Annotated in this window: 27 protein-coding genes and 4 pseudogenes; 12 read left to right on the top strand and 19 right to left on the bottom strand. The window is 54.1% G+C overall.

The genetic code is table 11. The annotated features are described in order from the left end of the window. Positions 1 to 90: 90 nt before the first annotated feature. The 5 genes from JMJ16_RS14685 to JMJ16_RS14665 all read right to left on the bottom strand — a co-directional run bounded on the left by JMJ16_RS14685 (position 91) and on the right by JMJ16_RS14665 (position 3,278). On the bottom strand, positions 91 to 456 hold the full coding sequence (locus JMJ16_RS14685; protein ID WP_201382374.1) for a hypothetical protein: 366 nt from the start codon (positions 454 to 456) through the stop codon (positions 91 to 93). Next, positions 405 to 965, bottom strand: a complete 561-nt coding sequence (locus tag JMJ16_RS14680) for a hypothetical protein (protein ID WP_201382372.1) — start codon at positions 963 to 965, stop codon at positions 405 to 407. The genes JMJ16_RS14685 and JMJ16_RS14680 overlap by 52 nt, the downstream gene beginning before the upstream one ends. Before the next feature lie 63 nt (positions 966 to 1,028). Beyond that, on the bottom strand, positions 1,029 to 1,331 hold the full coding sequence (locus tag JMJ16_RS14675) for a hypothetical protein (RefSeq protein WP_201382370.1): 303 nt from the start codon (positions 1,329 to 1,331) through the stop codon (positions 1,029 to 1,031). Positions 1,332 to 1,635: 304 nt separating this feature from the next. After that, positions 1,636 to 2,286, bottom strand: a complete 651-nt coding sequence (locus tag JMJ16_RS14670; protein WP_201382368.1) for a nitroreductase family protein — start codon at positions 2,284 to 2,286, stop codon at positions 1,636 to 1,638. Positions 2,287 to 2,492: 206 nt separating this feature from the next. Beyond that, entirely contained in the window at positions 2,493 to 3,278 is a 786-nt protein-coding gene (locus JMJ16_RS14665) for a metallophosphoesterase (RefSeq protein ID WP_201382366.1), read from the bottom strand. A gap of 210 nt (positions 3,279 to 3,488) precedes the next feature. On the opposite strand from JMJ16_RS14665, the gene JMJ16_RS14660 reads away from it, so the two are divergent. Further along, positions 3,489 to 3,836 carry a helix-turn-helix domain-containing protein gene (locus JMJ16_RS14660; protein ID WP_236601497.1) on the top strand — a complete coding sequence of 116 codons (348 nt, stop codon included), beginning with the start codon at positions 3,489 to 3,491 and terminating at the stop codon, positions 3,834 to 3,836. Between the two features lie 133 nt (positions 3,837 to 3,969). On the opposite strand, the gene JMJ16_RS14655 is transcribed toward JMJ16_RS14660, so the two are convergent. Further along, positions 3,970 to 4,470 (bottom strand): Lrp/AsnC family transcriptional regulator, encoded by a 501-nt coding sequence (locus JMJ16_RS14655; RefSeq protein WP_201382362.1) that lies wholly within the window; start codon positions 4,468 to 4,470, stop codon positions 3,970 to 3,972. A 139-nt stretch (positions 4,471 to 4,609) separates the two neighbouring features. On the opposite strand from JMJ16_RS14655, the gene JMJ16_RS14650 reads away from it, so the two are divergent. The 3 genes from JMJ16_RS14650 (at position 4,610) to JMJ16_RS14640 (ending at position 7,359) form a co-directional block, all read left to right on the top strand. Next, positions 4,610 to 5,476, top strand: a complete 867-nt coding sequence (locus tag JMJ16_RS14650; RefSeq protein ID WP_201382361.1) for a TIGR03560 family F420-dependent LLM class oxidoreductase — start codon at positions 4,610 to 4,612, stop codon at positions 5,474 to 5,476. Positions 5,477 to 5,590: 114 nt separating this feature from the next. Then, positions 5,591 to 6,214 carry a LysE family transporter gene (locus JMJ16_RS14645; RefSeq protein WP_201382359.1) on the top strand — a complete coding sequence of 208 codons (624 nt, stop codon included), beginning with the start codon at positions 5,591 to 5,593 and terminating at the stop codon, positions 6,212 to 6,214. Between the two features lie 137 nt (positions 6,215 to 6,351). Continuing rightward, the gene (locus JMJ16_RS14640) at positions 6,352 to 7,359 is read left to right on the top strand and encodes an IS701 family transposase (RefSeq protein ID WP_236601496.1); all 1,008 of its coding nucleotides are present in this window, start codon (positions 6,352 to 6,354) and stop codon (positions 7,357 to 7,359) included. Positions 7,360 to 7,845: 486 nt separating this feature from the next. Here JMJ16_RS14640 and JMJ16_RS14635 read toward each other — a convergent pair. Together JMJ16_RS14635 and JMJ16_RS14630 are read right to left on the bottom strand one after the other, a co-directional pair. Further along, positions 7,846 to 8,949, bottom strand: a pseudogene (locus JMJ16_RS14635) (recombinase family protein); the annotation flags it as partial. Next, a complete protein-coding gene (locus JMJ16_RS14630) occupies positions 8,888 to 9,100 on the bottom strand; it encodes a hypothetical protein (RefSeq protein WP_201382357.1) in 213 nt (70 codons plus the stop codon). The gene JMJ16_RS14630 and the pseudogene JMJ16_RS14635, both read right to left, overlap by 62 nt. 154 nt (positions 9,101 to 9,254) lie before the next feature. On the opposite strand from JMJ16_RS14630, the pseudogene JMJ16_RS14625 reads away from it, so the two are divergent. Together JMJ16_RS14625 and JMJ16_RS14620 are read left to right on the top strand one after the other, a co-directional pair. Beyond that, a pseudogene (locus JMJ16_RS14625) lies at positions 9,255 to 9,581 on the top strand (IS701 family transposase); the annotation flags it as partial. 177 nt (positions 9,582 to 9,758) lie between these two features. Further along, on the top strand, positions 9,759 to 10,577 hold the full coding sequence (locus JMJ16_RS14620) for an IS6 family transposase (RefSeq protein ID WP_201380793.1): 819 nt from the start codon (positions 9,759 to 9,761) through the stop codon (positions 10,575 to 10,577). A 73-nt stretch (positions 10,578 to 10,650) separates the two neighbouring features. On the opposite strand, the gene JMJ16_RS14615 is transcribed toward JMJ16_RS14620, so the two are convergent. The 4 genes from JMJ16_RS14615 to JMJ16_RS14600 all read right to left on the bottom strand — a co-directional run bounded on the left by JMJ16_RS14615 (position 10,651) and on the right by JMJ16_RS14600 (position 14,140). Next, complete coding sequence (locus JMJ16_RS14615; RefSeq protein ID WP_201382355.1) at positions 10,651 to 11,448, bottom strand: IS6 family transposase; 798 nt, start codon at positions 11,446 to 11,448, stop codon at positions 10,651 to 10,653. Positions 11,449 to 11,571: 123 nt separating this feature from the next. Beyond that, entirely contained in the window at positions 11,572 to 11,814 is a 243-nt protein-coding gene (locus JMJ16_RS14610) for a transcriptional regulator (RefSeq protein ID WP_201382353.1), read from the bottom strand. A gap of 539 nt (positions 11,815 to 12,353) precedes the next feature. Continuing rightward, positions 12,354 to 12,665 carry a PleD family two-component system response regulator gene (locus tag JMJ16_RS14605; protein ID WP_236601495.1) on the bottom strand — a complete coding sequence of 104 codons (312 nt, stop codon included), beginning with the start codon at positions 12,663 to 12,665 and terminating at the stop codon, positions 12,354 to 12,356. Further along, complete coding sequence (locus JMJ16_RS14600; RefSeq protein ID WP_236601576.1) at positions 12,629 to 14,140, bottom strand: ATPase domain-containing protein; 1,512 nt, start codon at positions 14,138 to 14,140, stop codon at positions 12,629 to 12,631. The genes JMJ16_RS14605 and JMJ16_RS14600 overlap by 37 nt, the downstream gene beginning before the upstream one ends. A gap of 69 nt (positions 14,141 to 14,209) precedes the next feature. Between JMJ16_RS14600 and JMJ16_RS14595 the strand changes: the two genes are divergently transcribed. The 3 genes from JMJ16_RS14595 to JMJ16_RS56005 all read left to right on the top strand — a co-directional run bounded on the left by JMJ16_RS14595 (position 14,210) and on the right by JMJ16_RS56005 (position 16,018). Next, complete coding sequence (locus JMJ16_RS14595; protein ID WP_201382351.1) at positions 14,210 to 14,722, top strand: IS1 family transposase; 513 nt, start codon at positions 14,210 to 14,212, stop codon at positions 14,720 to 14,722. After that, a complete protein-coding gene (locus JMJ16_RS14590) occupies positions 14,632 to 15,240 on the top strand; it encodes a hypothetical protein (RefSeq protein ID WP_236601494.1) in 609 nt (202 codons plus the stop codon). Before JMJ16_RS14595 ends, JMJ16_RS14590 begins: the two co-directional genes overlap by 91 nt. A gap of 475 nt (positions 15,241 to 15,715) precedes the next feature. Next, on the top strand, positions 15,716 to 16,018 hold the full coding sequence (locus JMJ16_RS56005; protein WP_305068089.1) for a pentapeptide repeat-containing protein: 303 nt from the start codon (positions 15,716 to 15,718) through the stop codon (positions 16,016 to 16,018). Here JMJ16_RS56005 and JMJ16_RS14580 read toward each other — a convergent pair. Next, positions 15,963 to 16,349, bottom strand: a complete 387-nt coding sequence (locus JMJ16_RS14580; protein ID WP_201382347.1) for a plastocyanin/azurin family copper-binding protein — start codon at positions 16,347 to 16,349, stop codon at positions 15,963 to 15,965. The two genes, JMJ16_RS56005 and JMJ16_RS14580, sit on opposite strands and share 56 nt — an antisense overlap. 347 nt (positions 16,350 to 16,696) lie before the next feature. Here JMJ16_RS14580 and JMJ16_RS14575 point away from each other — a divergent pair, with 347 nt between their 5' ends. Next, entirely contained in the window at positions 16,697 to 16,993 is a 297-nt protein-coding gene (locus tag JMJ16_RS14575) for an SHOCT domain-containing protein (protein WP_201382345.1), read from the top strand. Positions 16,994 to 17,245: 252 nt separating this feature from the next. After that, positions 17,246 to 17,461 (top strand): annotated as a pseudogene (locus tag JMJ16_RS57045) (ATP-binding cassette domain-containing protein); the annotation flags it as partial. A 375-nt stretch (positions 17,462 to 17,836) separates the two neighbouring features. On the opposite strand, the gene JMJ16_RS14565 reads toward JMJ16_RS57045, so the two are convergent. Next, on the bottom strand, positions 17,837 to 18,082 hold the full coding sequence (locus tag JMJ16_RS14565) for a hypothetical protein (protein ID WP_201382336.1): 246 nt from the start codon (positions 18,080 to 18,082) through the stop codon (positions 17,837 to 17,839). 3 nt (positions 18,083 to 18,085) lie between these two features. Further along, positions 18,086 to 18,619, bottom strand: a complete 534-nt coding sequence (locus JMJ16_RS14560) for a hypothetical protein (RefSeq protein ID WP_201382334.1) — start codon at positions 18,617 to 18,619, stop codon at positions 18,086 to 18,088. 661 nt (positions 18,620 to 19,280) lie between these two features. On the opposite strand from JMJ16_RS14560, the gene JMJ16_RS14555 reads away from it, so the two are divergent. Continuing rightward, positions 19,281 to 19,817: an SET domain-containing protein gene (locus JMJ16_RS14555; protein ID WP_201382314.1), complete on the top strand. Its 537-nt coding sequence runs from the start codon at positions 19,281 to 19,283 to the stop codon at positions 19,815 to 19,817. A 114-nt stretch (positions 19,818 to 19,931) separates the two neighbouring features. On the opposite strand, the gene JMJ16_RS54305 is transcribed toward JMJ16_RS14555, so the two are convergent. The 4 genes and pseudogenes from JMJ16_RS54305 to JMJ16_RS14540 all read right to left on the bottom strand — a co-directional run bounded on the left by JMJ16_RS54305 (position 19,932) and on the right by JMJ16_RS14540 (position 22,866). Continuing rightward, a complete protein-coding gene (locus JMJ16_RS54305; RefSeq protein WP_236601493.1) occupies positions 19,932 to 20,666 on the bottom strand; it encodes a transposase in 735 nt (244 codons plus the stop codon). Continuing rightward, complete coding sequence (locus JMJ16_RS54300) at positions 20,663 to 21,136, bottom strand: helix-turn-helix domain-containing protein (protein WP_236601492.1); 474 nt, start codon at positions 21,134 to 21,136, stop codon at positions 20,663 to 20,665. Before JMJ16_RS54300 ends, JMJ16_RS54305 begins: the two co-directional genes overlap by 4 nt. A gap of 28 nt (positions 21,137 to 21,164) precedes the next feature. After that, positions 21,165 to 21,713 (bottom strand): annotated as a pseudogene (locus JMJ16_RS14545) (IS6 family transposase); the annotation flags it as partial. 16 nt (positions 21,714 to 21,729) lie between these two features. Continuing rightward, positions 21,730 to 22,866: an ISAs1 family transposase gene (locus JMJ16_RS14540; protein WP_201380589.1), complete on the bottom strand. Its 1,137-nt coding sequence runs from the start codon at positions 22,864 to 22,866 to the stop codon at positions 21,730 to 21,732. Positions 22,867 to 22,874 lie beyond the last annotated feature (8 nt).

The raw sequence follows: 22,874 nt of genomic DNA, 5'->3' as shown, positions 1-22,874 counted from the left end.
TCTAACACAGGTCATTGAGCGCGATCTGCGTGCGTGGAAAGTGGCGCGCCAGCAGGGGGACGGAGCAGCCTTTCAACAGTAGGTTTTTCATCAAGCGGCCTCCTGAGGGGCATGAGTCTTGTGCTTGGTTTTCTTCTCTTTCAGATTGTGCCGAGCCAGTGGAGGAGACTGGGGCCAGGATTCAGGAACAAAGCGGCCGAGGACCAAGCCATCGCCTCTCAACAACATCCCGACAATCATCAGTAGGCCGCGGGCAAAGCAACTGAGCATGCGTGGACGCGAGCGAGAAGATGCGGTGCGACGAGCCACATGAGTGGGAGGCAACGCCTGCAAACCGCTTACAGGCAATGTGGCATCAGCATCTCCACCCACGCTGACTGCCCACAACGTTGCCACCGCAATGGCTAACCACAACCGTTCTGCCCGTTGCGGGTCCACCATTTTGGTTTGGGCCATTGCCATCCCCCTCGCTTGGTATCCTTAAACCCTCCTTCAATCCAACTCCTCATCCCATACCAAGCAACGTTGGCCTGCCCTGAAGCAAGATCAGTGACCACCAACCAAACCTCTGTGTAGCCTTCATCGAAGCGAGCGAGCAACGTGCAACGCAAACGGCTCTCCTCTGTGCTGAAACAGTCCGCCACGCCACACCAGCTACTACCTGGCACTGGGGCTGCTGTAGAGAGGCCACGAAAGGTGTTTTCTCCGACTGGGCGAAAGTTTCCCTGCTTGTTGATCCGCATAAAAGGATGCCATCGGAGCATCACAATATGCTCAAAGAGCCATGGGGCGTACAAACCTCTATCCGTGAGGACGAGCACCGTCCAATCAGTCGAGACACTGCCCTGCACTTGGGAAAGTAAGATGATCCAATAGGGGCGCCACGCCCCCTTTTCTTCCGCACCCACAATTTTCCACGCGACAGGGATCGCACAGCCACGATAGACCACACTGATACACAACACCGTAAAACGCTTCTTCAATGTAGAAGCATCCAAAGCCAACACCAGGCGTGGTTCGTCAGCAGGCTACCAGCTCAAGAGCCAGCGCAACAATGGCGCAAAGCAGGTGCTGACCTCCAGTTCTTGGCGCTTGCTCCCTTTTTTGTCTTTTGCCCCATAGCACCATTCTCTTAAACGCTGCGCCAAGCTCGCCTCCGAGCACCCCAGTTGCAGAGCTAGCGTCGCGCAGACCAGAGTGATCCCACAGGATTTGGCGAGAATCATGCCATAGCTCCACAGCGCCAAGACCGTTGCTTGTGGACGACTGAGCTTCGGAAAGGCGATTGACACCGTTTCTCTCCATTGCGATAATGCTTGCGGATAAGACATAATATGCCTCCTCATGCGACAAAAGGAGTGAGATACTTTCTATCGTATCAGACCTGTCTGCCTTACCGGATGGCAGCAGACGGCATTGACTCAACGCCAATAGGTCTGGCCGTCATCGCTCGCGATACCGCTGGGCAGATCATCGCCCGTTCATCATGACGCAGGTCAGTGCGATGAATACAGCGCGGAGTGCACTTCAGCTCAAGAGTGATGCCGTGCGTGTGAAAGTACACCCCAGGATGCGAGAGCAATTTTTACACTCTTTCCGCGAATTGTGAAACCATCACGCCTCTCAGGCTTCTGTTTACCACCGATCCCAGTGGAGCACTGATTCTAACGGTTTGCGAGCAGCGGGCTTGAATATAGTCCCCAGCGTATAAGCAACGGGGATGAGCGCTACTTGCATGATCTGCTCGTAAGGGATGCCCAGCACGTCCGCCGCCTCTTGCTCAAAGTCGAGATGGAGGGTTGTCAGGACAGTGCCCAGGCCACGTGACCGCGCTGCTAGCATGAAGCTCCAGACCGCAGGCAGAATCGCACTCCAGTGAGCCGCTTCTTCAACAGCGGAGAGATTCCCGGCGCGGCCCTCGATGCAGGCAATAACGTGGACGGGAATCTCATGCAGGTGGTCAATCAAGTACTGCGCTGAGTCAAGAATCGCAGCAAGTTTTGTCGCCTCTTCCTCATCAGTGATCGCCGCTCGCATCTGATCTCTCTGGTGGGCATAGAGAGCTGCTCCTTTGCGATAGAGTGCAGCCAGGGCCTCACGTTGGGAGGGATCAGTGACGACGACAAAGTGCCCTTTCTTACCTGAGCTCGTGGTAGGAGCTTGTAAAGCCAGCTCCAGGCATTCTCGAATCACCTCCACTTCTACCGGGCGTGCCCGGTCCAGGCGCTTGCGCACTGAGCGTGTCGTGGTCAGCAGTTCATCAATAGAAAGATTGAGGATGGGCATGATGCTATTCCTTTCTCTTGTTCATCATTTGTGAGGTACTGTGCTCTTCAATCGTTGATCACGATGGCGACCGTGCCACTTGGCACACGAAGGCCCACGAGAGTTCACCCATGCCTGCTCCTGAGTCCTTGTTCTTGCTTTTCAAAACACCCCTGCCGTCTTACGAGCAGGAAACGCTCTTTCCCAGAGCCACCTTTCCTGTTCCCTCATCTTCCCTGCGACCAGCACTCCTTTGCGATGCGCTCGAACATTTCCGTCATCCCAGCCGCTGTCCGGACCTTGAGCACATTTTCCTCCGCGAACTCCTGCGCTTGTGGATGCTCGCTTACACGTATCTCTTGCGCAGCCGCCTCCTCATCGTACACGGTCCGCCGAAATTCGTACCCCTGCGGACTCAGCAGGAGCCAGTACGCGCCGGGCCGGTCCGCAAAGGGTATCCCAACGCTCCCCGCATTGAGAATGCGTAAGTTGCCTACCTGCTGCTCGAACTGGATGTGTGTATGCCCACAGACGACGATTTCCTGCTCTACACCTGAGAAGATGATGCTGATCCGCTCTTTGGGTGTGATGGGCGTAAAAAGTTCCTCGTCATTACGCGAGGTTGCGTGGCAAAACAACACCCTTCCTAGATTCTCGATCTGGAATACAACCTGCTCCGGCAGTGCTGCCAGAAAGTCCCGCTCGGAGCGCGTGAGCTGCCCGGCAACCCAGTGTATCTCCTCATGCCCCTTCTCTGACAGATCGGGCAAGTGTCGCCGGCTGAGCGGCTGGCCGTCAAAAGTCATGACGACTTCTCGGTCGGCATTGCCGCGAATGAAGCGGACCTGATCGCCAAGCTGGGAGAGACGTTGCAGGGTCTGCCCTGGCATGGGTCCGGAGATGCTATCTCCTCCGATAACGATCAGGTCTGGTTGTATCTCTTTGAGCTCCTCTAGTACCGCATTCAGCGCTGGCAGATTCCCATGAATATCATAGAGTGCGGCAATCTTCATCTTGTCATTCTCCTTTTCCCACTATCTTGTTCCGTCTCGGTGAAACTGGTGATGCACAATGGCAACGATGGGTGATTTTCTTCATTGCTCTTTTCCTTTCACTGCTCAGGCAAGTGGATCATTGATCATAGTAGTGTGGCTGTGGTAGAGTTGTAAAGTAGTTTCAAAAAAGTGCTCTAGTTTCAAAAAATAAACTATGAGGATATGCTGATGCTTGAGAAGACGTGCCCAGTAGAACGCGCTTTGGAGATCTTAGAAGGCAAGTGGACCATTCTCGTCGTGCATGAGTTGTTGAGTGGAGTCAAACGCTTTGGGGAACTGCGTCGTTCACTCCACCCAATTAGCCCGAAAACGCTGACGGATCGGCTACGTATGTTAGAGGAGCAAGGCATTGTGAGACGCACAATGTACTCAGAGGTACCATTACATATCGAGTATCAACTCACGGAACGAGGACAACGTCTCCAGCTCATTTTTGATGCCATGAAAGCATGGGGTCTGTCAGAAGATTTAGCTAGTCCTACAGTTGTAGATGCTCACCATGCTCAACGTCAATAGCTGCACGCAGGTGTACGCGGGCGAGGAGAACGGAGCTTGTTTTGAGCGAACTGGCTCTTTAGGCTCATCGGAGAAATGTACAATGTGAAGCCATCAGAGAGCTTCAGAAGAGCGCTCTCTGGAGCGGTGGAAGCTACAGCAAATTCTCTTGCGTGGCTTCTGCCCGCTTCAGCAGCTCATGTGTGATGGCTCGATTCTTCATGGGTGTGGAGAACACGATGGAGGTAGAGGCAATGCTAAAGCGGGAGAGCTGCTCAATGACTTGCTCCAGGTGAGGCATCGAGGCGGCAACCACTTTGACGAAGACACAGTCAGTTCCTGTCACTTTATAACATTCCAGAACCTCAGGAATCTCGCTGGCCTGGGCAGCGACACGTCCGCAACTCTCTCCCACAAAGCTCCCCAGGCGAATAATGGAGAGGATCGGCAAACCCAGCGTGGTCAGATTGACCTCGGCATGATAGCCGGTAATAATGCCCGCTTCCTCCATCTTCCGCACACGCTCGGCGACCGATGGGAGGGAGAGTCCAACGCGCTGTCCCAGTTCCGTGTAGGATAGGCGTGCATTCTGCTGCAATTCATGGAGCAAGCGCCAGCCAGTTTCATCAAGTATCTTCTCAACTTCTAAGGTCATTGTGAGATTCCCCCTTCTTATCTCAGATCGAAAAAGAGATCTGCCTTACTTTCTTTCTGTATTTTAGCACGTGCGAAGCATATACTAGGAGCATCAAAATGATGTATCAGTCCGCTACTATCAGGAGGATAAAGGACGTATGAATAGACAAAGACCACTGAGCTTCGGCATTAAAACGGCACAACGGCATGCGACCCACGACGCGTTGCTAGATGTTTGGCAGGAGGCAGATAGCATCCCCATTTTCGAACATGCCTGGCTGAATGATCACTTCATGGACCTGAATAGTACCCCCACAGGACCTTACCTGGAGTCATGGACCTTACTCGCGGCGCTTGCGGCCCAGACGCGACGTTTACGCGTGGGAGTCATGGTCACAGATAATACCTATCGTCATCCCGCGATTCTGGCGAAGATGGCCGCGACCATCGATGTCATTTCCCACGGTCGGCTGAATTTCGGCATTGGGACTGGCTGGTCAGAGCGGCAGCATCTCGCCTATGGCATCCCACTCCCTCCGCCGGGTGAACGTATTCGCCGTTTAGGAGAGGCATGCGAGTTGATCCGGCGGCTGTGGACGGAGCCGCTGGTGACCTTTGAGGGTCGCTACTACCAATTGAGCGAAGCGCCTTGCGATCCCAAGCCTCTTCAGAAACCATCTCCGCCTTTTGTCATCGGTGGAGACGGTGAACAGACCTTGAAAGTGATTGCTCAGTATGCCGACATCTGGGATTGTAGCGTCGATTCTCCCGAGATATATCGTCAGAAGAGCATGCTTCTGGAAAACTATTGTACAGCCATTGGGCGCAATCCGGCGACCATTGAGCGTTCCAGGCATATCTCTGTTGACCCCTCTGATTTGAAGGCGGCACGTCTGGAGACACGCGCATATATAGAAGTAGGAGCAACGCACATCATCTATCATGTGCCTGTGCCCGCTGCTCAGGGTATCCTGCGTCGGCTGGCAGAGGAAGTGGCTTCGCCTTTGCGAGCTGAATATCTGTAGTCACTGCCTTGAAAGCTGGTTAATTTCCTTTCAGAGCGATCTCAAACGGCGCGCTCTGAAAGGAAAGGAAATTCTCCCCGGAAAGAAGCATCCTGCTATTATGGAGGTTTTGTTATGCCGCTCTTTTTTTCTGCATTCGGACTTGGCATTGCCCTCTTCGCTACTCCTGGTGCCATAACTGCTCAGCTTTTACGAGGTTTAGGGCAGCGTGGCTTTCTCTGGGCTTTGCTTCTGCAACTTGGTGCGTTGATTGGACTGATACTATGGGCTGTAATCGCCTTCGTTGGCGCTGCCATCCTGGTGCAAAATATGCTCGCCCGAGTGATATTGGGCGCGACAGGTGTGCTGCTCTTGCTGTGGCTCGCGTGGCAGGCGCTCAGAGATGCTTATCGGGGGAAGGTTGGAGAGACGAAAGCTGCAAACGTGCGTGGAGATTTTGCACTGGGTGCCGCACTTACTCTGGCCAACCCCTTCCCGGTCGTGTTCTGGCTCAGCGTCCTTCCCACGCTGATTGCAACGAGGCAAGCTTCTCTCGATCCCAAAGATTTATTGGTGTTCTTTACTGGTTTTCTGGTCAGCGCATTGCTGTGGTCTGTTTTTATGTCGAGCCTGATTGCCTGGGGGCGGCGTTTCGTCACACCGGTATTCTTCCGCCTTGTCAATCTCGTTTGTAGTCTCTCCCTCGGTTTCTTCGCTCTCAAACTGTTGTGGAGTACATTCATGTTACTAAAAGGTTGAGGCTTGGGTCAAGGCATGCGCGAAATCTCTCACCGCACAGAGGCACGAGCTGCTTGGAGTTGCCTCGTTCTCTAGAAATCTCCATAAGGGAGGGGAACCATCCAAGGAGAAAATGAAAAACACAAGGAGAATCCTGTATGCGTTTTCTTTTTTCCACGATCAATGGATCTTCCTCTCCTGAAGAGGTATGGACCACCGCATTCAACGAACTGGGCCAGCGGATCAGACGTGCTTTTGTGCGACCAGAATCGTATCAGCGTGCGCAAACCTATGTACAAGGATTGATGAGTCCAGTGGAACGAAAAAATGGGTGGCAAGTGGCTGAAGCGCTGGGGGAAGCGACTCCATACGCGATACAACATCTTTTGGACCGGGCGAAGTGGGATTGCGACGGGGTGCGAGACGAGCTGCGTACGTATGTCGTGGAAACACTTGCGGCTCCCAAGGCGGTGTTGGTGATCGATGAGACGGTTTTTTTGAAGAAAGGCACCAAATCGGTGGGCGTGCAGCGACAGTACAGCGGCACGGCTGGTTGCATCGAGAATTGCCAGATCGGCGTGTTCTTAGCGTACGCAAGCGCCAAGGGGCATACGCTGCTGGACCGTGAGCTGTATCTGCCCAAGAGTTGGACCCAGGACCTCGACCGCTGCCGAGCAGCAGATGTCCCTGAAGAGGTGAGTTTCTCCACCAAGCCAGAATTGGCCGCCCGCATGCTCTGGCGCAGCTTAGATTCCGGGTTGGAGGTTGCCTGGGTGACCGGTGATACCGTCTACGGGAGCTCACAGACGCTCCGAGCTGGTTTGGAGACCCGCAAGCAGGCATATGCCCTGGCGGTGGCCTGCAAAGAACACGTGGAGGTACAGGGAACGCGCAGGCGAGCGGATCAGGTCGCGCGTAGTCTGGCGAGAGAGGATTGGCAGGAGCTAAGTGCAGGCACTGGGAGCAAAGGGCCGCGCCTTTTCGCGTGGGCACGTATCGAACTCGCCGCGCCAGAGGCCAACGGGTGGCAGCGTTGGCTCTTGGTGCGACAAAGCCTGGACGAGGGAGCCAAACCAGCAGAGAGGGCGGTCTTTGCTCCCATTGGCACAACGTTGCAGGAGATGGTGGAGGCGTACGGCGCCCGCTGGACGGTCGAAATAGTCTAATCGCAAATGACAAAAACGAATCTGCTCACTCCTGGGAGAGAGGGGGATCACATAGCGGATCTCCACCTCTTCTCCCGTGACCACGACACGGTCCACAAGCAACTCAATGAGTTGTCGTTTTTGCTCAAAGGTCGCCTGGTCTAACCCTTGCTGCACCCGTTGGCAAAAGGCTTCAATGGATTGAACCTGTGCTGCTAACTCATCCCGGTGTCCCACGCTGGCCTCTAACTGGCGAACCTGCTCTGCAACAGATTGTAGCCGTTGCTCCAGCTCCTGGTGCCGGCGCTTGTACTCGTCCAATTGGAGAACGCTGGCCAGGTACGCATCGGTGAGTCGCTCCAGTTGGTGTTCCAGGCTCACACGTGCTTTGCGCAAATTCTCGCGCCTTGCATGCTGTTCTTGGGGAAGCCACAGTCCTCCTTGTGCTCGCTGGAGCGCCGCGACAATGTGCTCAGGATGCGTGAGAAGCTTACACACATCTTGCCACACTAACTCATCAAGTTGCTTCGCCGGGATGTAGCGAGAGGGGCACTTCTCGTCATGGCAGGAGTAGATCGGAGCTTTCTTGCCGCGACACGTGTAGTAGGCGTATCCTCCCTCACGGTTGCGGCCCATACAGGCCAGACGGCACATGCCACAACTCACCAGAGCCCGCAACAGGTACTGATGAGTGGTATTGTTACGACGAGCGAACTGCTGGTTGTGAGCCAATTTTGCCTGCACCAGATCAAATTGCTCCTGGCTGATGATCGCCGGCACCTGAGCCACAGCAATCCATTCGTCGCGCGGGGTGCGAGGATGGCCACCGTGATCTCGACCGACGGGAGCAAGGGGAGAGTGACGATGACGAGAAGGAGTGCGATGACTCCGACCAATGTACACCGTCCCTGTGTACGCCGGATTAGAAACGATCCCGTGTACTGTCGCTTGATTCCAACGCAGTCGTCCGTAGGGACTGCGCACACCCTGGGCTACTAACTGTCTCGTAATGCCCATCAAGCTCTGCCCTTCTTGGGTGTAGTTGGCAAAAATCTCTGCAACGACTGCTGCCTCCATTGGCTCCAAACGGACCCCTGCTGGATCTCGTGGGCGTGCCGGATCGACGCGGTAGCCGTACGGGGGACGTGTCCAAGGGAGTAAACCACCGGCTTGATATTTGTGCCACCGACCACGCCGCATGCGCTCAGCGATCAAGCTGCGTTCATATTCGGCCACCGCTCCTCGGATCTGGAGCAGCAATTGATCATGAGGGGTGTCGCTTCTCGGTTGATCGAGGAATTCTACCTGGCATCCTCCTCGCTCGAATTCTTCGATGAGGAGAACCTGATGCACATACTTACGAGCCAGCCGTGACGGCTCCGTGATGAGCAAACGATCAAAGGCAGCGGCGCTGATTTGATCTCGTAAACGATCCAGCCCAGGGCGGCGTAGGCTCGCCCCGCTGTAACCATCATCCCGAAAAATGTGGTCATCGCACCAGAGCCAGTTGTGGGCCTGGCTGTGGAGACGAAGTTGTTCCAATTGTTGCTCAATGGTCTGTGCTTGCGCCTGCCGTTGTGTAGACACACGGACATATATTGCCACTTTCATCACCATTCTCCTGTTGAGGCGCTTCCTGCAAACGATCCTGCGGAGCCATCAGGCTCCATCGGATCAGATTCTGATACGCTTGATCCCACCTCCGTTGCCCGTCGGCTGTTGGGATGGCCTGACGCCGGATGCTCCACTGACGTACTTTCATGCCTATCCTCCTGAGCTTCACTTTCCCCTTCATGTCTCTCAGTAGGATAGATCGTTTGCGGCGTGGCAGGAAGACGGAGATTTCTCGGCAGTCTCCACCAGCTGAGTTGCAAGCGGCCTGCTCGGCTCATACAGAATTTGTCGTTTGCGATTGTACCATTGAGCAGTGTTTTGAAGAAGGCAAAGGAGAGGTTGGTCTGGATGAGTACGAAGTTCGCTCCTGGCACGGATGGTTCCGTCACGTCACGCTCTCGATGTTGGCTCTGGCCTTTTTAGCAGTCTTACGAGCCAATGGCGAAGAAAACGTGCTTAAAAAAAGTCTGAGCAGACGCTCCAGACCCCAGAGCCAGAAGCAGCCGACGCTGCTCAAACTCACGTACCTTCTGATCTCCCGGTCATGGTTCCCCTCAGTGTCGCCGAAATCCGGCGGCTTTTCTTTCATCTTGTCGGCAAACTGCCTCTCTCTTTTGCCTATCACCTAGCCTGGTCATTCTGGCGACGCGCCCATCAAGCGCTCGCACGACTTTACCATTACAAGCGCCGATGCGCTCTCGCCAGTCATCTACGGATGCGTCAGAACTGAGAACAGGACCTCAAGCAGAGTTCCACAAGGCGTGATAGACTGATCAGCACAGGAACGTTTGGATGAGGAGTATCCTATGAACTGCCCATACTGCATGTCAGCGACCTCCACAGAACAGAACAAGAAAACCACACTTGGCTATCGGATGTTCCGTTGTCGAGGATGCCACCATACCTTCAACGAACGCACTAACACGCCTTTCAACTTTCTGGAATATCCGACCGATCTTGTCCTGCTTGTCATCCTCTGGCGGTTGCGCTATACACTGAGTCTGCGGGATCTCGCTGAAATGTTTCTCGAGCGAGGTTGGGTCTTCACCCATGAGGCGGTCCGAGACTGGGAAACCCGGTTTGCGCCGTTGTTAGCAGACCAACTGCGAGCCAAACGACGTGGGCAAGCAGGTCGATCCTGGTTTGTCGATGAAACGTACATCAAGGTGCATGGGAAGTGGTGGTATTTGTATCGTGCTATCGACCGTGATGGCAATCTGGTTGACTGTATGTTGAGCGAGAAACGGAATATGGAGGCCGCCAAGTGCTTTTTCAGGCAGGCAGTCGAGACAGTTGGACACAGACCAGAGCAGGTGACGACCGATGGACATGATTCCTATCCGCGCGCGATTCGTGAGACACTTGGTAGCCAGGTTCACCATCGTTGCAATCCCTATCTCAACAACCGACTGGAACAAGATCATCGTGGGATCAAACAACGCTACTACCCGATGCGAGGTTTCGGAAACGTAGCCTCGGCAGCCCGATTTTGTCGCGCTTTTGATGAGTTACGGCAGTTCTTCCGCTTCCGCACGACAATGAACCAATTAGTGCCTCTTGCCCAACAACGCGCTCTGTTTTGTCAACGACTGAACAGCTTGAAGGCTCTCATTCTGAGAGCCTAAGCCCAAGGAGAGAGGACGAGACGTCGTCCCACAATTTTGTTGCTTCTCCTGTTCTCAGTTCTGACGCTTCCGTCTAGAGAGCAGCAAGACGCTGGAGAAAAACCTGTCGTTGTTCTAGGAGAGAGACCGCTTCACCCATGGTGCGACGAGGACGAAGATAATTGCGCAATTCGTCGAAGGCACAACAGAAGCGTGCTGCCCCTTCAACTGTTCCAAAACCGCGCATTGGATAGTATCGTTGTTTGATTCCACGGTGGTCTTGCTCCAACCGATTGTTGAGATATTTACTCGTTCGATGGACAACATCGCTGCCCATTATCTCACGAATTGCTCGCGGATAGGAACTATGCCCATCTGTCGTCACCTGCTCGGGAATATGACCAACAACGTCAACAGCCTGTCGAAAAAAACATTTAGCCGCTTCCATATTCCGCTTCTCACTCAGCATGGAATCCACCAGCTTTCCATCCTGGTCGATAGCTCGATACAAATAACACCACTTCCCATGCACTTTCAGGTAGGTTTCGTCAACGTGCCAGGATCTTCCCGCCTTCCCATGCCGCTTGATTCGCAACTGCTCCGCTATCAATGGGGCGAATCGTGCTTCCCAATCGCGAACGGCCTCGTGCGTAAAGATGAAACCACGCGCTAAAAACATTTCAGCAAGGTCACGCAGGCTCAGTTTGTAACGCAGGCGCCAGAAAACGACGAGCAAAACAATATCGGTAGGAAATTCCAGGTAGTTGAAGGGAGTACCAGTTCGTTCGTTGAAAGCACAGTGACAATGAGGGCAGGAGAATGTCGCATAACCCAGCTTGGTTTTCTTCGCTCGATTCTTGGTGGTAGTGGCAGCACAATGGGGACAGTTCATCAGTCAATGCTCCTCATCCAATCCTGTTTTCGTGGGATCAGCATACTAGAAGTCTGACCGCTCTGCCAAGGGGTTGTTTGAGTTCTGACAGAACCCTCAATCCCTCGCCTGGAGTCTTCTCACCTACCGCCTGGGCACCTCCGGCGGGCTCAACACCACCACTTGCCGATCCACCACCTCGACCCCTTTGCGCAGCCGAATCTCGTACGTCTGGCTGTTAATCTCGCCGAGCACCTGCCCCTGCTCTCCTATACTGGAGAGTGGCACCCATTCACGCCCCTGGGCCGCAAGCGACAACAAATGCTCCGCCTCCCAGGGTAACGCCGACTGCACGCTCACGCCCGCTTGCGTCTTCTTCAACCGCATGCCTTGTGCATACCTTCCTTCTCTGCCAAAAATATGCCTCTATTGTACCTCATCTCGTCTCCCCCCTCATCATCTCTCCACAACGACAGAAGACACGGACACCTACCAGACCAGGAACATGAGGAAAGATACACCCTCTCCACGCTCGCCCCACGGCAGACATTCACTGCTAGAGGATACCCCAACGCACAACATCGCACGTACCACCATACCCTCCTCCTGCACCCTCTACACGCTCCCAATACGCCTTCCGTACATCCACCGCGGAGATGATGACGAGAAGACTTCCCAGCACGGTGCAGGGTGTAGGCAAAAGGGCTCTTACGCAGGTTCGCTGATTTTTGAGAACAGATGAAGTACAAGGCAAAAGAACGGGCCTTCTGTTGCGTACGTCTTTGCTCATCTTGTTTTTCTGCTTGCACTCTAGCAGAGAAGGTATCCACGTGAGGAGAGAAACTAGGAGGAAGCTGGTGAGGGAAGGAAGCGGTGAATGAGTTGCTCAAGCTGATCTATCTCAAATGGTTTAGAGATGAGAGCGTCTACAGGCAAAGATAACTCAGGCCATATGTTGGCTGCCGTGAGTAGTACCATGTGCGGCGGCGCGATTCCCCTTGCGCTTGCTTCCTCACGTAACCCTTGCACCACACCAATCCCCCCATAATGGGCATCATCACGTCCGTGAGCACAAGCGCTGGCCAGTGCTCACGGGCGAGGTCGAGCGCTTGTTGACCATTAAAGGCGACCAGTGGCTGGTACCCAAGGCTCTCGACCACCAGCGTCAGGATTTCGGTAATCGGGATATCATCGTCAACGATCAAGACGATGGGTGGTTCGTATATTTCCTCATGCAAGTGTTACATCCTGCTTTCTTAGTGTTGCTCTTGCTCTGAAGGGGAACTCCTCTGTGGGGGGGCTCCCTCCGTTGGATTGCTGCTTGCTGCTCTGCTAATTTGATCAAGATGTCCTGTTCACTTTCATTGGGTGTCAGCACGCGCACCCCCTCGGGCGTCGCTATCAGAAAATCACGGAGCGTTTCGTCATGGGTGGAAAAGCGCATCTTCGGAACGGAGAGGATGCGATGGAGTTTCCCTTGATAGATGAGGTGCTGCATGGACACCACATTTTCCGCAAGCACCGTCAGCTCATTCACGGAGAAATCCGGTTGCGTGGTGACGCCTTGCGTTGGCTCTTTGATGGCAAGCAGCGTCACACCCCGTTCACGTAAGAGACTCAGGAATGCCGCGAGATAATCGGGAACACGTTCGGCTCCACTGCTCCTTTGGATGGCTCGCTCCCATTCAGCAAGGCTATCAATGACCAGACGCCGTGCACCTATTTGCTCTAATGCCGCAAGCACCTCTGTGGCAACATGATCGGGGTCCAATTCAACCGGATCCCAGTGATGGACGGTCAATCCCCTCCTCGCAGACAAAGCGTGCTGTAATTGTTGGCTCCACGCAAAGCCCTCCGATTTTTGAACCAACTGATCTGCTGTCTCTCGAAAGCCGAGATACACTCCCGGTTCTCCCTCTGCTACGCCAGCAAGGAGAAATTGGAGCGCGAGAAGTGTCTTGCCCGTTCCGGGACTCCCAATCAGGACCGTCCCTGTTTGCCGGGTCAAGCCACCGCCAAGCAAGGTATCAAGTTCGGGCAATGCAAAGGTCGCTCGTTTCGCTGGCGTTGCTGAGAGCGTTTTCTTATTCCAGCCCACCTTGAACGGGTGCCTGAGGCGGGTTTCCAATCGAGGGAAAACGTGTACTCCTGTCTCGTTGAGCGCCAAACCGTGGAGGCCTGGTAATGCAGCTTTCCCTCGTACTTTGAGCACCTCAAGCGCCCGATGAGTGCGCACGCCGAGCAATGTATTGTAGAGCCCGATGAGCACATCCGCAGTGGTCATCTCTGGAAAGAGCGTTGTATCGCGGGGATCTGCCTCCGCTGTGACGAGTGAGGTTGTGCCCAACATACTCAATTGTGTTCCAAGATCGTAGAGAAGGCGGCGGGCGGCAACAAAATCGGTTTCCTGGCCACGTAACCCTTGAAAGCCATCAAGCACCACGACACTCGCCTTCATACGATGCACTTCTGCCACAATCGCCTTCCCCGTTATGGGACCTTCCGGTGGAAAAAATTGCTGCAAGCTGAACACTTGTACAGTGCGACCAACGAGGTTTGGCGCAAAGAAGCTATAGGAACGCAGATGCTCTAAGAGCTTTGTCGTTGGTTCGGACAGTGCTGTCAAAAAGAGAACTTTCTCTCCACGCTGAGCTGCGGCGAACGCGATCTGACTGGCAAGCGTGGTTTTCCCACTTCCAGGTGGTCCAAGAATAACCGTTAATGCTCCTTTTGGTAATGACTCTTGAAAGAAGTGGTAAAATAGAGGTCAGGAGGACTGACCATGACAGCAACCCCATCTCTGCCAGCATGCCCCAATCCTGCGTGTGCGCAGCCACACGTCATTCGCAATGGCAGTAGCAAAGGACGACAGCGCTATCAGTGTCGTGGATGCGGCCGCTTCTTTGGCGAAACGGAAGGCACACCGATGTATGGCCTGCATACGCCAGTAGCCGAGGTGGCTCAAGCGCTCCTGGTCGTGATGCGCCGAGGAAGTCTGCGGGCGGCGGAAGAGATTACTGGACACAAGTACGAGACGATTGGCCAATGGCTGCGGCGAGCAGGCGAGCATGCGGAGGCCTTGACGGCCATTCTCACGCAGGATCTGCACCTCACAACGGTAGAAATCGACGAGTTTTGGTCCTTCGTGCGCAAAAAAACGGAGTCCCCGACGAAGCTGATGCCGGTGAACGCTGGGGATACCTCGTGCAAGATCGCCCTAGCCGCTTCATCGCCGCCTGTGCCACAGGACGCATCGGCGACGATCTCGTCGAGCGAGCGGTCACCCTCACCGTAGCACGCACGCAGGGCCATCCGTTGAACTGGTGCGGCGATGGCTGGCGGGGGTATGCCGCGATCCTCACTCGAGCCTATCGTCAGCCTCTACGTTCGGGCCAGCGCGGTCGGCCCCCACTGGTCGTCCCTCCACATGTGTGCTTGACGCAGACCATCAAGCATCGCGATGAGCATGGGAAACTGCTCTCCGTTGAGATCCGTGCCGCCTTGGGCGAGGTGATCTCCCAACCCGGAACCGTCCATATTGAGCGGGTCAACGGCATGCTCCGCGATCGGCTCAATGCCCTCACCCGCAAGACCCATGCCTTTGCCAAACGGGACGCTACCTGGGATGCCCTGGTCCACCTGCAGCTTTTTGAACACAACTGGATACGCCCTCATCGCGCATTACGTCTCCCAATGCCTGCGGAGTCGCGACGCTATCAGCCACGCACTCCTGCCATGGCCTTGGGACTCACCGACCATCCCTGGTCCTGGATCGCGTTCTTGACCACTTCTCTCTACACCACTTCTCAATAGAGTCACTACCCTCCTTTTGGAAGCCCTCCACCTAACACCAGATCCAAATGAGGGGTCCCTGTCGGCTCAAGTGGTGATGGTGGAGGAACCATCGGGACCGATGTGCCATCAGAGGGGAACGAATCCATCATGCTCTCTTTCTCACTCGACAAATATAGATACTACAGTATGTCACATGGTTTCTCATTTGACGAGAGGACAGTTGCTTGCATCACGTCCATGCGATATGATTGACGTCCTTGAAGCGTGTCGCATGGAGAGAAAAATGCATCAGGTGGTCTCTACCTCTTTTCTGATTAACTCATGTGCGTCATAGTCCACCCGGTCTCATTTTACCAACGTAGTGGCTCATACGCACTCTTTCAACAGACCACTTTTCGTATCAGCGAGGTTGCGTATGAACCCTATTTTTGCCGCGGCAAGAATAACCGTCGCTGAACAAAGGGGTTTTAACAAAGAAAGCGTAAGGTGCAACATGGCAGATCCAGAACAACTTGCACGGCTCAAGCGCAGCGTGCTCGAATGGAATACCTGGCGATCTCCTGGCGTCGCTATCGACTTGCGTGGGGCTTGCCTTTTTGCCGCCTCGCTGAGGGGAGTCAATCTCTGTCGAGCCGATCTCAGGGAGGCGAATCTGTGGGGCGCCGATCTTAATGGAGCCGATCTCCGTGACGCAGAGCTGACAAACGCTGATCTGCATGAAGCAGAGCTGCGGGAAGTCGTCACTGCACTACAACGGTCAGGTTCATACCGGCATGGACGGTGCAGTAGAGCTTGAACGTTCCGGCCGTGGTGAAGGGACCAAAGGTCTGCGAACTGTAGCCGTCGACCTGCACGTCCTTGACCTGCGGTGCGCCCGACTCCCTGGCCGCATGCGCCGTGCCGCTCTCCCAGGTTCCATTAGCGATAGCGTGCGGTGTCAATGTATCGCTAATCAGCTTGAGACGCTCCCCCTTCTTGATCGTTATGGATGTCTGAACGAAATTTGTATCGTTCATATGGACGGTGTTCCTTTCCGTATTGGTAGCGGAGCCAACAGAACCGCAGGCTACCAGGAGAACGGTAATAAGACTACACAGTGCCAGTATGGCCAGCGCTTTTCTAATCATGCTCTTTCCTCTTTGTACTATCTTTCTGCTTGAAGCGCAGGAGCTTTGATGACTGACCGCTTGAGGCGGAGATACCACGCACCGAGAACTCCTATGAGCGTGAGTGCGCCCAGATCCACTATAGGATGTTGCAGTACGAGTATAGCGCTCGAAGGTGACAGGAATGTGAATATCTCTGCCCATTTTTGTCATCAATCTGTCATCCCTCGCGTTCGTAACAGATGACAGATTGATGACAAAAGGAAGCGGCAAAGTCCATGACCCTGTCATCCTCTCCAGTTACACTGATACGACACGCTCATAGAGTTGAATTTGGGCAAACAAGAGTATGAAAGAGAGGTTTTCTTATGCATTGGGAACACTGGGAAGCTGGAGCTGCGGCAGGAGTTGGCCTGTGGCCATTTCACTTTTTCTGCCTGCTGCTAATAGGACTCCTGATAGGGGGAGTCATCTACTGGTTGAATCACAAGGGCAGGAGGTTGGGCAGATTCCCGGCTGGGATGCCGCGCAGTGAGCCTGCCAGCCCTGCCGGGCCTGACGCGATGGAAGTGCTACGCCAGCGATATGCACGCGGTGAGATTGACGCCACCTCTTTTGAGCAGATGCGCGAGCGCCTGGAAAGCTCTGCCCGGCCCCGCGATTAGGATTGAGATTCGCATCCGACCTGATCGATCAGCACAGAGCTAACCGCTGGGTCCCTGACGACAATTCATAACAAGCATGCGCTGCCAGGAAATGCACAACATATCTTTTCTCTCGATCGTAGAGATTATGAGGAAATAGTTCTGTGATCACTGTATAAGGATTCTATGCAACATACCAGCGGAGTACTTCTTTCGCCGCAAAAGGACACACTTCAGCGCTCTCAAGATGCAACGAGGGAGCATGCGTGCCCGATCATCACGGTTGAGCACCTGGTCAAGCGCTATAAACGCGAGGTGACCAACGCAGTTGACGATATCTCCTTTACCGTGGCTCCTGGTTCACTCTTCGCGCTGCTCGGACCAAACGGAGCAGGGAAGACAACCACCATCTCTATTCTGACCACCACGCTCAGTCCGACCTCTGGCAAGGTGCTGATTGCGGGCTACGATGTCGCGAAGCAGCCGAAGGGGGAAGGGGGAGCCGCTTCGCACAATGGCGATCGCCAGGCACATGATGGAGATCCTCAAGGAGCGTGAACAGAAATTGTCCCCTACATTCCGCAAAAAGCCGGGCAAGCCACTAGAAGGTGCACCAAAAGAGACGCCCCTCCAGTTGGAGAGGCGCTCTGGTCGAGGTGGCAGGTGTTAAGGAGTGGAGATGGTAACCTTTTTCAGCTTGGCAATTGACAAATCAAGCTCTTTTGGCTTTGCTTCATCTGCAAATTGAACTGTGATAGATCCAGGGTGTGATGCCGATGGTAGCACAATGCCATTCCCGAAAAGAGGATGATTCACGATATCCCCAGGCAAGAACTCGCCTATCAGAGAGAGAATTGCCACCTTTCACCCATCGGTAGGCTCTTGAATACCATGCAGAGCCTGTCTTACATCTGTGCAATACGAAGAGGCTTGCGTGCGCAGGTCGGATGAGAGTGCCTCATCATGCTGTACCTTCTCTAGCCAGGTGCTTACACGCATGAGAACGTGCTCGGCATAGCTGAGGTCGCCCATCATTCTTTTGCGTTTATCCACGCCCTTCTTCCTCGCCGTCGTATGCAGGCTTGCCACATGCGGTACACGTTTTGGCATGCTCTATTTCTCCTCTCTTTGTTGACCGCCTTCTAAAAGTTGAAGAAGCTTCCTCGCCTGCATATCAGCCTTCCTCGCCATCTCAGACAGGCAATTGTAGGTCTCCAGGTCGGCGATTCGACCAGCTGAGTACTCACTCTGAATTTTTTGGCACACCTGACCTGTGAGGAGCGTCAAGAAGAGGCCCTCATCAGAGGGTGAGGGTGTATATGGCTCTGCTTCGTTCTTCACCTGCTCTAGCACTGCAAGCAACTGCTCTCGTGTGACGTGACCGCTCTTGTTGCCGGTGGCCTCGTCAGTTCGATCAATCATCATCTGTACCCACTTTGGCTTGTTCAAGCGATCTTGTACCATACCGTCTGCTGGCCGGATACTTGGGCCTACACTCCAATGGATGCCGGTCTGATCTCGTAGATAGTTGGCGAGTGGGCAAGTGCTGTTGGTGCAGCTCTCGCCGACGATCGCGCCGGGTTCCTGTTGTTCTGCCCACTCATGGACACGCGGCCAGGTCAATAACTGCTGTGTGTTAAATGTCATTCTTCCATCCTCATCTGGTATCATGAAAGCAAGAGCCTTGCTCTTCTCCGATCACACCAGGGCGAGCCGATTTGACGAGAGATGCTCGCCCTGTTGCTTCTTACTTTAGTGCCTCAAGTATACTCTATTTCTGTCCTATGCGCTTTTTCATCTCTCTCCAAGCTCCAACGATGATACCGGTTCTCTCCGCTCTCCTGGATGACAAAAAGCTCGCGGTCCTTGACTTCATAGACGCCAACGCGAGCTACAGGAAACAGAAGAACGAAACGCGCGAGTGCTGCTGAGCATGTTTGCTGCTACTCCTTCGCTCCATCCAGAGGACGCAGGTGCACACTCTCTGGAGTGAACCCAAGATGCCAGACCAAAGGCAGAGGAGCACTGTGATACAGTGAAAAGAGAAGACCCAAAAGGAGTCAACAGATGAGCGGAAGGGTTCACTCAAGAGAGTTGAAACTGGCTATTGTGCGTCAACTGGCCGCTGGGGAAAAACGCCCGGCTCAAGGGTTGTGTTGCAAGAAATGAGAAGAAACAAGATGAGCGTGGAATGCCTCTCCTTGTTCAGCTTAGACAACAACTCCAAAGAGTCTGGCGACTAGTACACGGACGCGCAAATCCTCGTGTGGTAAAATAGGGCCAGCAGAAATGATGAAGGAGGGGTATTGTGCCTCCAAAAATCTATCGAACAACGAGTTGGTATGATGCGCGTGTGGAAATTCGTCCATCCCTGATTCAAGGAGGTGGCATGTTTGCACGTAAATCGATTCAAGCAGGTGAAATTGTTGCCATTGTTGGGGGAACCGTGATGACTGAAGACGAGTTCCATGCCTATATCGCGATCACCTCGCGTTTTAATGCGACCCAGATCGGAGAACACCTCCACCTGGTTGATCTTATTCAAGCACCAGAGGCCGTAGCTGGGTCCATCAATCACTCCTGTGATTCCAATTTGTGGTTGCAAGATGAAGTCACGATTGTCGCGCGTCGGACAATCGCGCCAGGAGAAGAATTAACGTTGGACTATGCGCTGACCACGGTCGAACCCCATTGGCAGCTTGATCAACCCTGTCAGTGTGGAACGACTGCCTGTCGCCAGAGCATTAGGGGCATTGATTGGCAATTGCCAGAGGTCCAACAGCGATATCAAGGACATTTTGCTCCTTTCATCAACGAGCGCATCCTCAAAGGCAACCAGAGATAAATGAAAAGCGGAGGTGTCCTCTTCGATGAAAAGGTGTGGAACAGCAATGAGCCTCCGGAGCCATCTCCCTTCCTAAGTAGGATGGCCATTTTTGAGAAAATACTCCTGTTCTTTCTACACGGTCAATGCCTTTCCCTGATAGGTCCACTTGAAGGGCTGGGCCATGGTCTGGTTGTAGTACTCGATAAAAGCCAGGACTTTGGCCTGCAAGTCTTCAACCGAGACGAAGGAACTGCGGGTGAGCAGTTTGCGCACCAGGATCGAAAGCCAGATCTCGATCTGGTTGAGCCAGGAGCTGTGCTTGGGGGTGTAATGGAACACAACCTTATGCGTGGGGTCGCTTAAAAAGGCAGTTCGACGGGGCATCAACGCCAGGATGCCATATTCGCCTTTCTTGCCCAGTTCCTGCTGGAAATCAGAAATCTGGGCGACCCAGCGCACCAGAGCCTCCGATTGATGGATGTTGAGATTGTCACAGACGAAATGCCAGCGTTTGACCAGCGGGTCGGTGGCAACGACGGCTTGCACATGAGCCAGGAAATCTTCTTCCTTACGCGTTGGGCCGCAAAAAGGAGCCAGCAGCTTTCCGGTAACCACATCCCGGCTCAAGATAAAGCAACGCGTCCCATGACGCTCGTATTCAAATTCGCGTCGTTGCACGTGGCCTGATGCGAGAGGTAATCTGGGATATTTGCGTTCAAGCGCTTGAACCCCAGTCAGTTCATCGGTACTCACTGTGCGCTCGCCGCGCTTGGCCAAAGCAGGCGCGTCGTGGTACACCTGGCAGACCGTTCTGATGGTTTCCTCTCGTTGCGGATCAACCGGCGGGGTCAGCCAGTAACGGATCAAATGCGGCTGGAGATCCCTTTTTTTAAAAGGCGAGTTGCATGTCGTGGGGAGATCTGCTTGATGATGCCTCGTGCCATCACTTCGTCGGCTATCTCCCGCCCCGTCCAGTGGCTGATCGGACGTTCCTTGGGCTGCTCGCAGGCCAGTGCGATCACCTGGCAGGTTTGTTCGGCAGTGATCTGTGCTGGTCGCCCTGGGCGCGGGATATCCTGGAGTCGCTCGCTGGCGGGAAGGTCTTCTAGCGACACTGCCTGCAAGCCAATCCATCGCATCCGCCAACAGCGCACCGTATCCGCTTTCACTCCCAGTTCTCTGGCGATTTGTCCGTTGTTCTTGCCCAGAGCCGCAGCCAGGATCATCCGCCCTCGCTGGGCAATCTGTTGGGGGGTGCTGTGCCGACGCACCAGTTCTTCCAACGCTCTTTGCTCTCGCTCATTCAATGCCAACATCGCTGGTTTGGGACCGCGCATCTGCTTTGCTCCTCCGATTTTGCTGGCCCTATTTTACCACACGAGGATTTGCGCCTCCGTGTACTAGTGCGGCCTGCCTTTGTACATCGCCTTTGTTCACTCCTTGTACCTGCCCCTTCCTCAGCATATTCATCACCTCGAAGCCTTGTATGGTTCGCCAGGCTGTTTCGAAGGAGAAAAAGCCCATTCCTGGCTTGGTCAAGCGTTTGATGAACCGGTGGTCTTGCTCGATCAGATTGTTGAGGTATTTCACTTGCCGCAGTTCCACGTGTTCAGGCAGCACTCCGGCTGCTTTAAGCCCAGCAATCGCTTTGGGATAGGCTGCGTTCTTATCGACATTGATCACTCTTGGGATCATTCTGCGGACCTCAAAACGAGCAGAAGCGGTGGGTTGAACCGCATCCTCTGCCGAGGGATCTTTCATGAGCTCCAGGGGCAAACGGTCTTGAGGGGGAGAACACGTTGTGCGTTGCAAGGCTTTGAGGAAGAAGCATTTGGCAGCCTCTGCATCCCGCGTTGGGCTCAGGAGAAACTCGAGCGTATTTCCTTCAGAATCCACTGCGCGATAGAGGTACATCCCAGGGCAATCGCATCTAGTTAACCCCATCCAGAACGCGCAAAAGATACTGATTGTCCCATCCGGATTTGAGACGTTTGGCATGGATGCCAACACGGGAAGAGCGTTCCTGACGCAACAAATTCAAGCTGATATGGCGGAGTACCGCGAGATTTTCGTCGGCATGACCGAGCCTGACGCGCGATTCATCTTCCCGAAAGGCGATATCGAGGACCCAATGCAGGCTGTTTTCAATGCCCCAGTGGCTTCTGACCGCAGTGGCAAAGGTGTTGACTGACGAAAAACTGAGCAAGAAGTAGCGCGTTTCTTTTGTGGTCTTCTGTTCCATGCGCCGTTGCGCCCGAACGACCCCAATGCCTCGCAAGCCTTTCCACTGGTGTTGCGGGTCGAGATACGCCAGGATTTCCGGATCACTCAGGGTCCACTGTTCGCGAATTTCCAATCGACCGTGACCTTTCTCCACCTGTCGATCCAACTCCCAGTACGGGCTAGCAAAGCCGTCTTTTTCCGCGAGAGCAAACGTCGCTTTCACCTCGTCAAAGAGGTTCCCGTGATTGTCTTTGAGAGCCAGGGCGTAGTCGCCGTCTTGCTCAATAATCCGCTCGGCAATCTTCGTTTGCGTCCCCATCGCATCAATGGTCACAATGCAGCCTTTGAGCGCCAGTTGCTCTAAGAGCAGCGGGATGGCGGTAATCTCGTTGGACTTCCCTTCCGTCGCGAGTTGAGCCAACACCAGACGATTTTCGACCGCCCAGGCACTGACCAGATGCAGCGCTTTTTTGCCTCCTGCCTGATCATGCGAGCGGCGCAGCGTTTTGCCATCAATCGCGATCACTCCGTTGACTGTTTGGCTGATCCCTTGCACCCATCGGATGAAGCTGGCTTCAAACTGTTTGGGATCAATGAGCGCAAACACACGCCCGAACGTATCGTGAGACGGGATCCCATTGGGCAAGTCGAGCAAATCCGTAAAAAAGGCCTTTTTGGCGTTCCCAAATTCCTCGATCTCAACCCAGCCTTCTGCTCCACATAAGACTCCACAGATCGCCAGGATGATGATATCCCGTAATCGATGCAGTTTGGTTCGCTCCACCCGAGGGTCTTCTACTTGCGCAAACAGACGTTCAAGATCTCGTCGGCCATTCTCCTCCATCTCATAGC

It is taken from the genome of Ktedonobacter sp. SOSP1-52 (assembly GCF_016587395.1).
The sequence above is the reverse complement of the archived record's forward strand: the minus strand, read 5'-3'. Positions and strand labels throughout refer to the sequence as shown.

What these genes read in the sequence shown, in the direction of transcription:
- JMJ16_RS14685 (WP_201382374.1), bottom strand. Translation starts at nt 456, where the DNA reads ATGGCCCAAACCAAAATGGTGGACCCGCAACGGGCAGAACGGTTGTGG.
- JMJ16_RS14675 (WP_201382370.1), bottom strand. Translation starts at nt 1,331, where the DNA reads ATGTCTTATCCGCAAGCATTATCGCAATGGAGAGAAACGGTGTCAATC.
- JMJ16_RS14670 (WP_201382368.1), bottom strand. Translation starts at nt 2,286, where the DNA reads ATGCCCATCCTCAATCTTTCTATTGATGAACTGCTGACCACGACACGC.
- JMJ16_RS14665 (WP_201382366.1), bottom strand. Translation starts at nt 3,278, where the DNA reads ATGAAGATTGCCGCACTCTATGATATTCATGGGAATCTGCCAGCGCTG.
- JMJ16_RS14660 (WP_236601497.1), top strand. Translation starts at nt 3,489, where the DNA reads ATGCTTGAGAAGACGTGCCCAGTAGAACGCGCTTTGGAGATCTTAGAA.
- JMJ16_RS14655 (WP_201382362.1), bottom strand. Translation starts at nt 4,470, where the DNA reads ATGACCTTAGAAGTTGAGAAGATACTTGATGAAACTGGCTGGCGCTTG.
- JMJ16_RS14650 (WP_201382361.1), top strand. Translation starts at nt 4,610, where the DNA reads ATGAATAGACAAAGACCACTGAGCTTCGGCATTAAAACGGCACAACGG.
- JMJ16_RS14645 (WP_201382359.1), top strand. Translation starts at nt 5,591, where the DNA reads ATGCCGCTCTTTTTTTCTGCATTCGGACTTGGCATTGCCCTCTTCGCT.
- JMJ16_RS14640 (WP_236601496.1), top strand. Translation starts at nt 6,352, where the DNA reads ATGCGTTTTCTTTTTTCCACGATCAATGGATCTTCCTCTCCTGAAGAG.
- JMJ16_RS14630 (WP_201382357.1), bottom strand. Translation starts at nt 9,100, where the DNA reads ATGAAAGTACGTCAGTGGAGCATCCGGCGTCAGGCCATCCCAACAGCC.
- JMJ16_RS14620 (WP_201380793.1), top strand. Translation starts at nt 9,759, where the DNA reads ATGAACTGCCCATACTGCATGTCAGCGACCTCCACAGAACAGAACAAG.
- JMJ16_RS14615 (WP_201382355.1), bottom strand. Translation starts at nt 11,448, where the DNA reads ATGAACTGTCCCCATTGTGCTGCCACTACCACCAAGAATCGAGCGAAG.
- JMJ16_RS14610 (WP_201382353.1), bottom strand. Translation starts at nt 11,814, where the DNA reads ATGCGGTTGAAGAAGACGCAAGCGGGCGTGAGCGTGCAGTCGGCGTTA.
- JMJ16_RS14595 (WP_201382351.1), top strand. Translation starts at nt 14,210, where the DNA reads ATGACAGCAACCCCATCTCTGCCAGCATGCCCCAATCCTGCGTGTGCG.
- JMJ16_RS56005 (WP_305068089.1), top strand. Translation starts at nt 15,716, where the DNA reads ATGGCAGATCCAGAACAACTTGCACGGCTCAAGCGCAGCGTGCTCGAA.
- JMJ16_RS14580 (WP_201382347.1), bottom strand. Translation starts at nt 16,349, where the DNA reads ATGATTAGAAAAGCGCTGGCCATACTGGCACTGTGTAGTCTTATTACC.
- JMJ16_RS14575 (WP_201382345.1), top strand. Translation starts at nt 16,697, where the DNA reads ATGCATTGGGAACACTGGGAAGCTGGAGCTGCGGCAGGAGTTGGCCTG.
- JMJ16_RS14565 (WP_201382336.1), bottom strand. Translation starts at nt 18,082, where the DNA reads ATGCCAAAACGTGTACCGCATGTGGCAAGCCTGCATACGACGGCGAGG.
- JMJ16_RS14560 (WP_201382334.1), bottom strand. Translation starts at nt 18,619, where the DNA reads ATGACATTTAACACACAGCAGTTATTGACCTGGCCGCGTGTCCATGAG.
- JMJ16_RS54300 (WP_236601492.1), bottom strand. Translation starts at nt 21,136, where the DNA reads ATGCGCGGTCCCAAACCAGCGATGTTGGCATTGAATGAGCGAGAGCAA.
- JMJ16_RS14540 (WP_201380589.1), bottom strand. Translation starts at nt 22,866, where the DNA reads ATGGAGGAGAATGGCCGACGAGATCTTGAACGTCTGTTTGCGCAAGTA.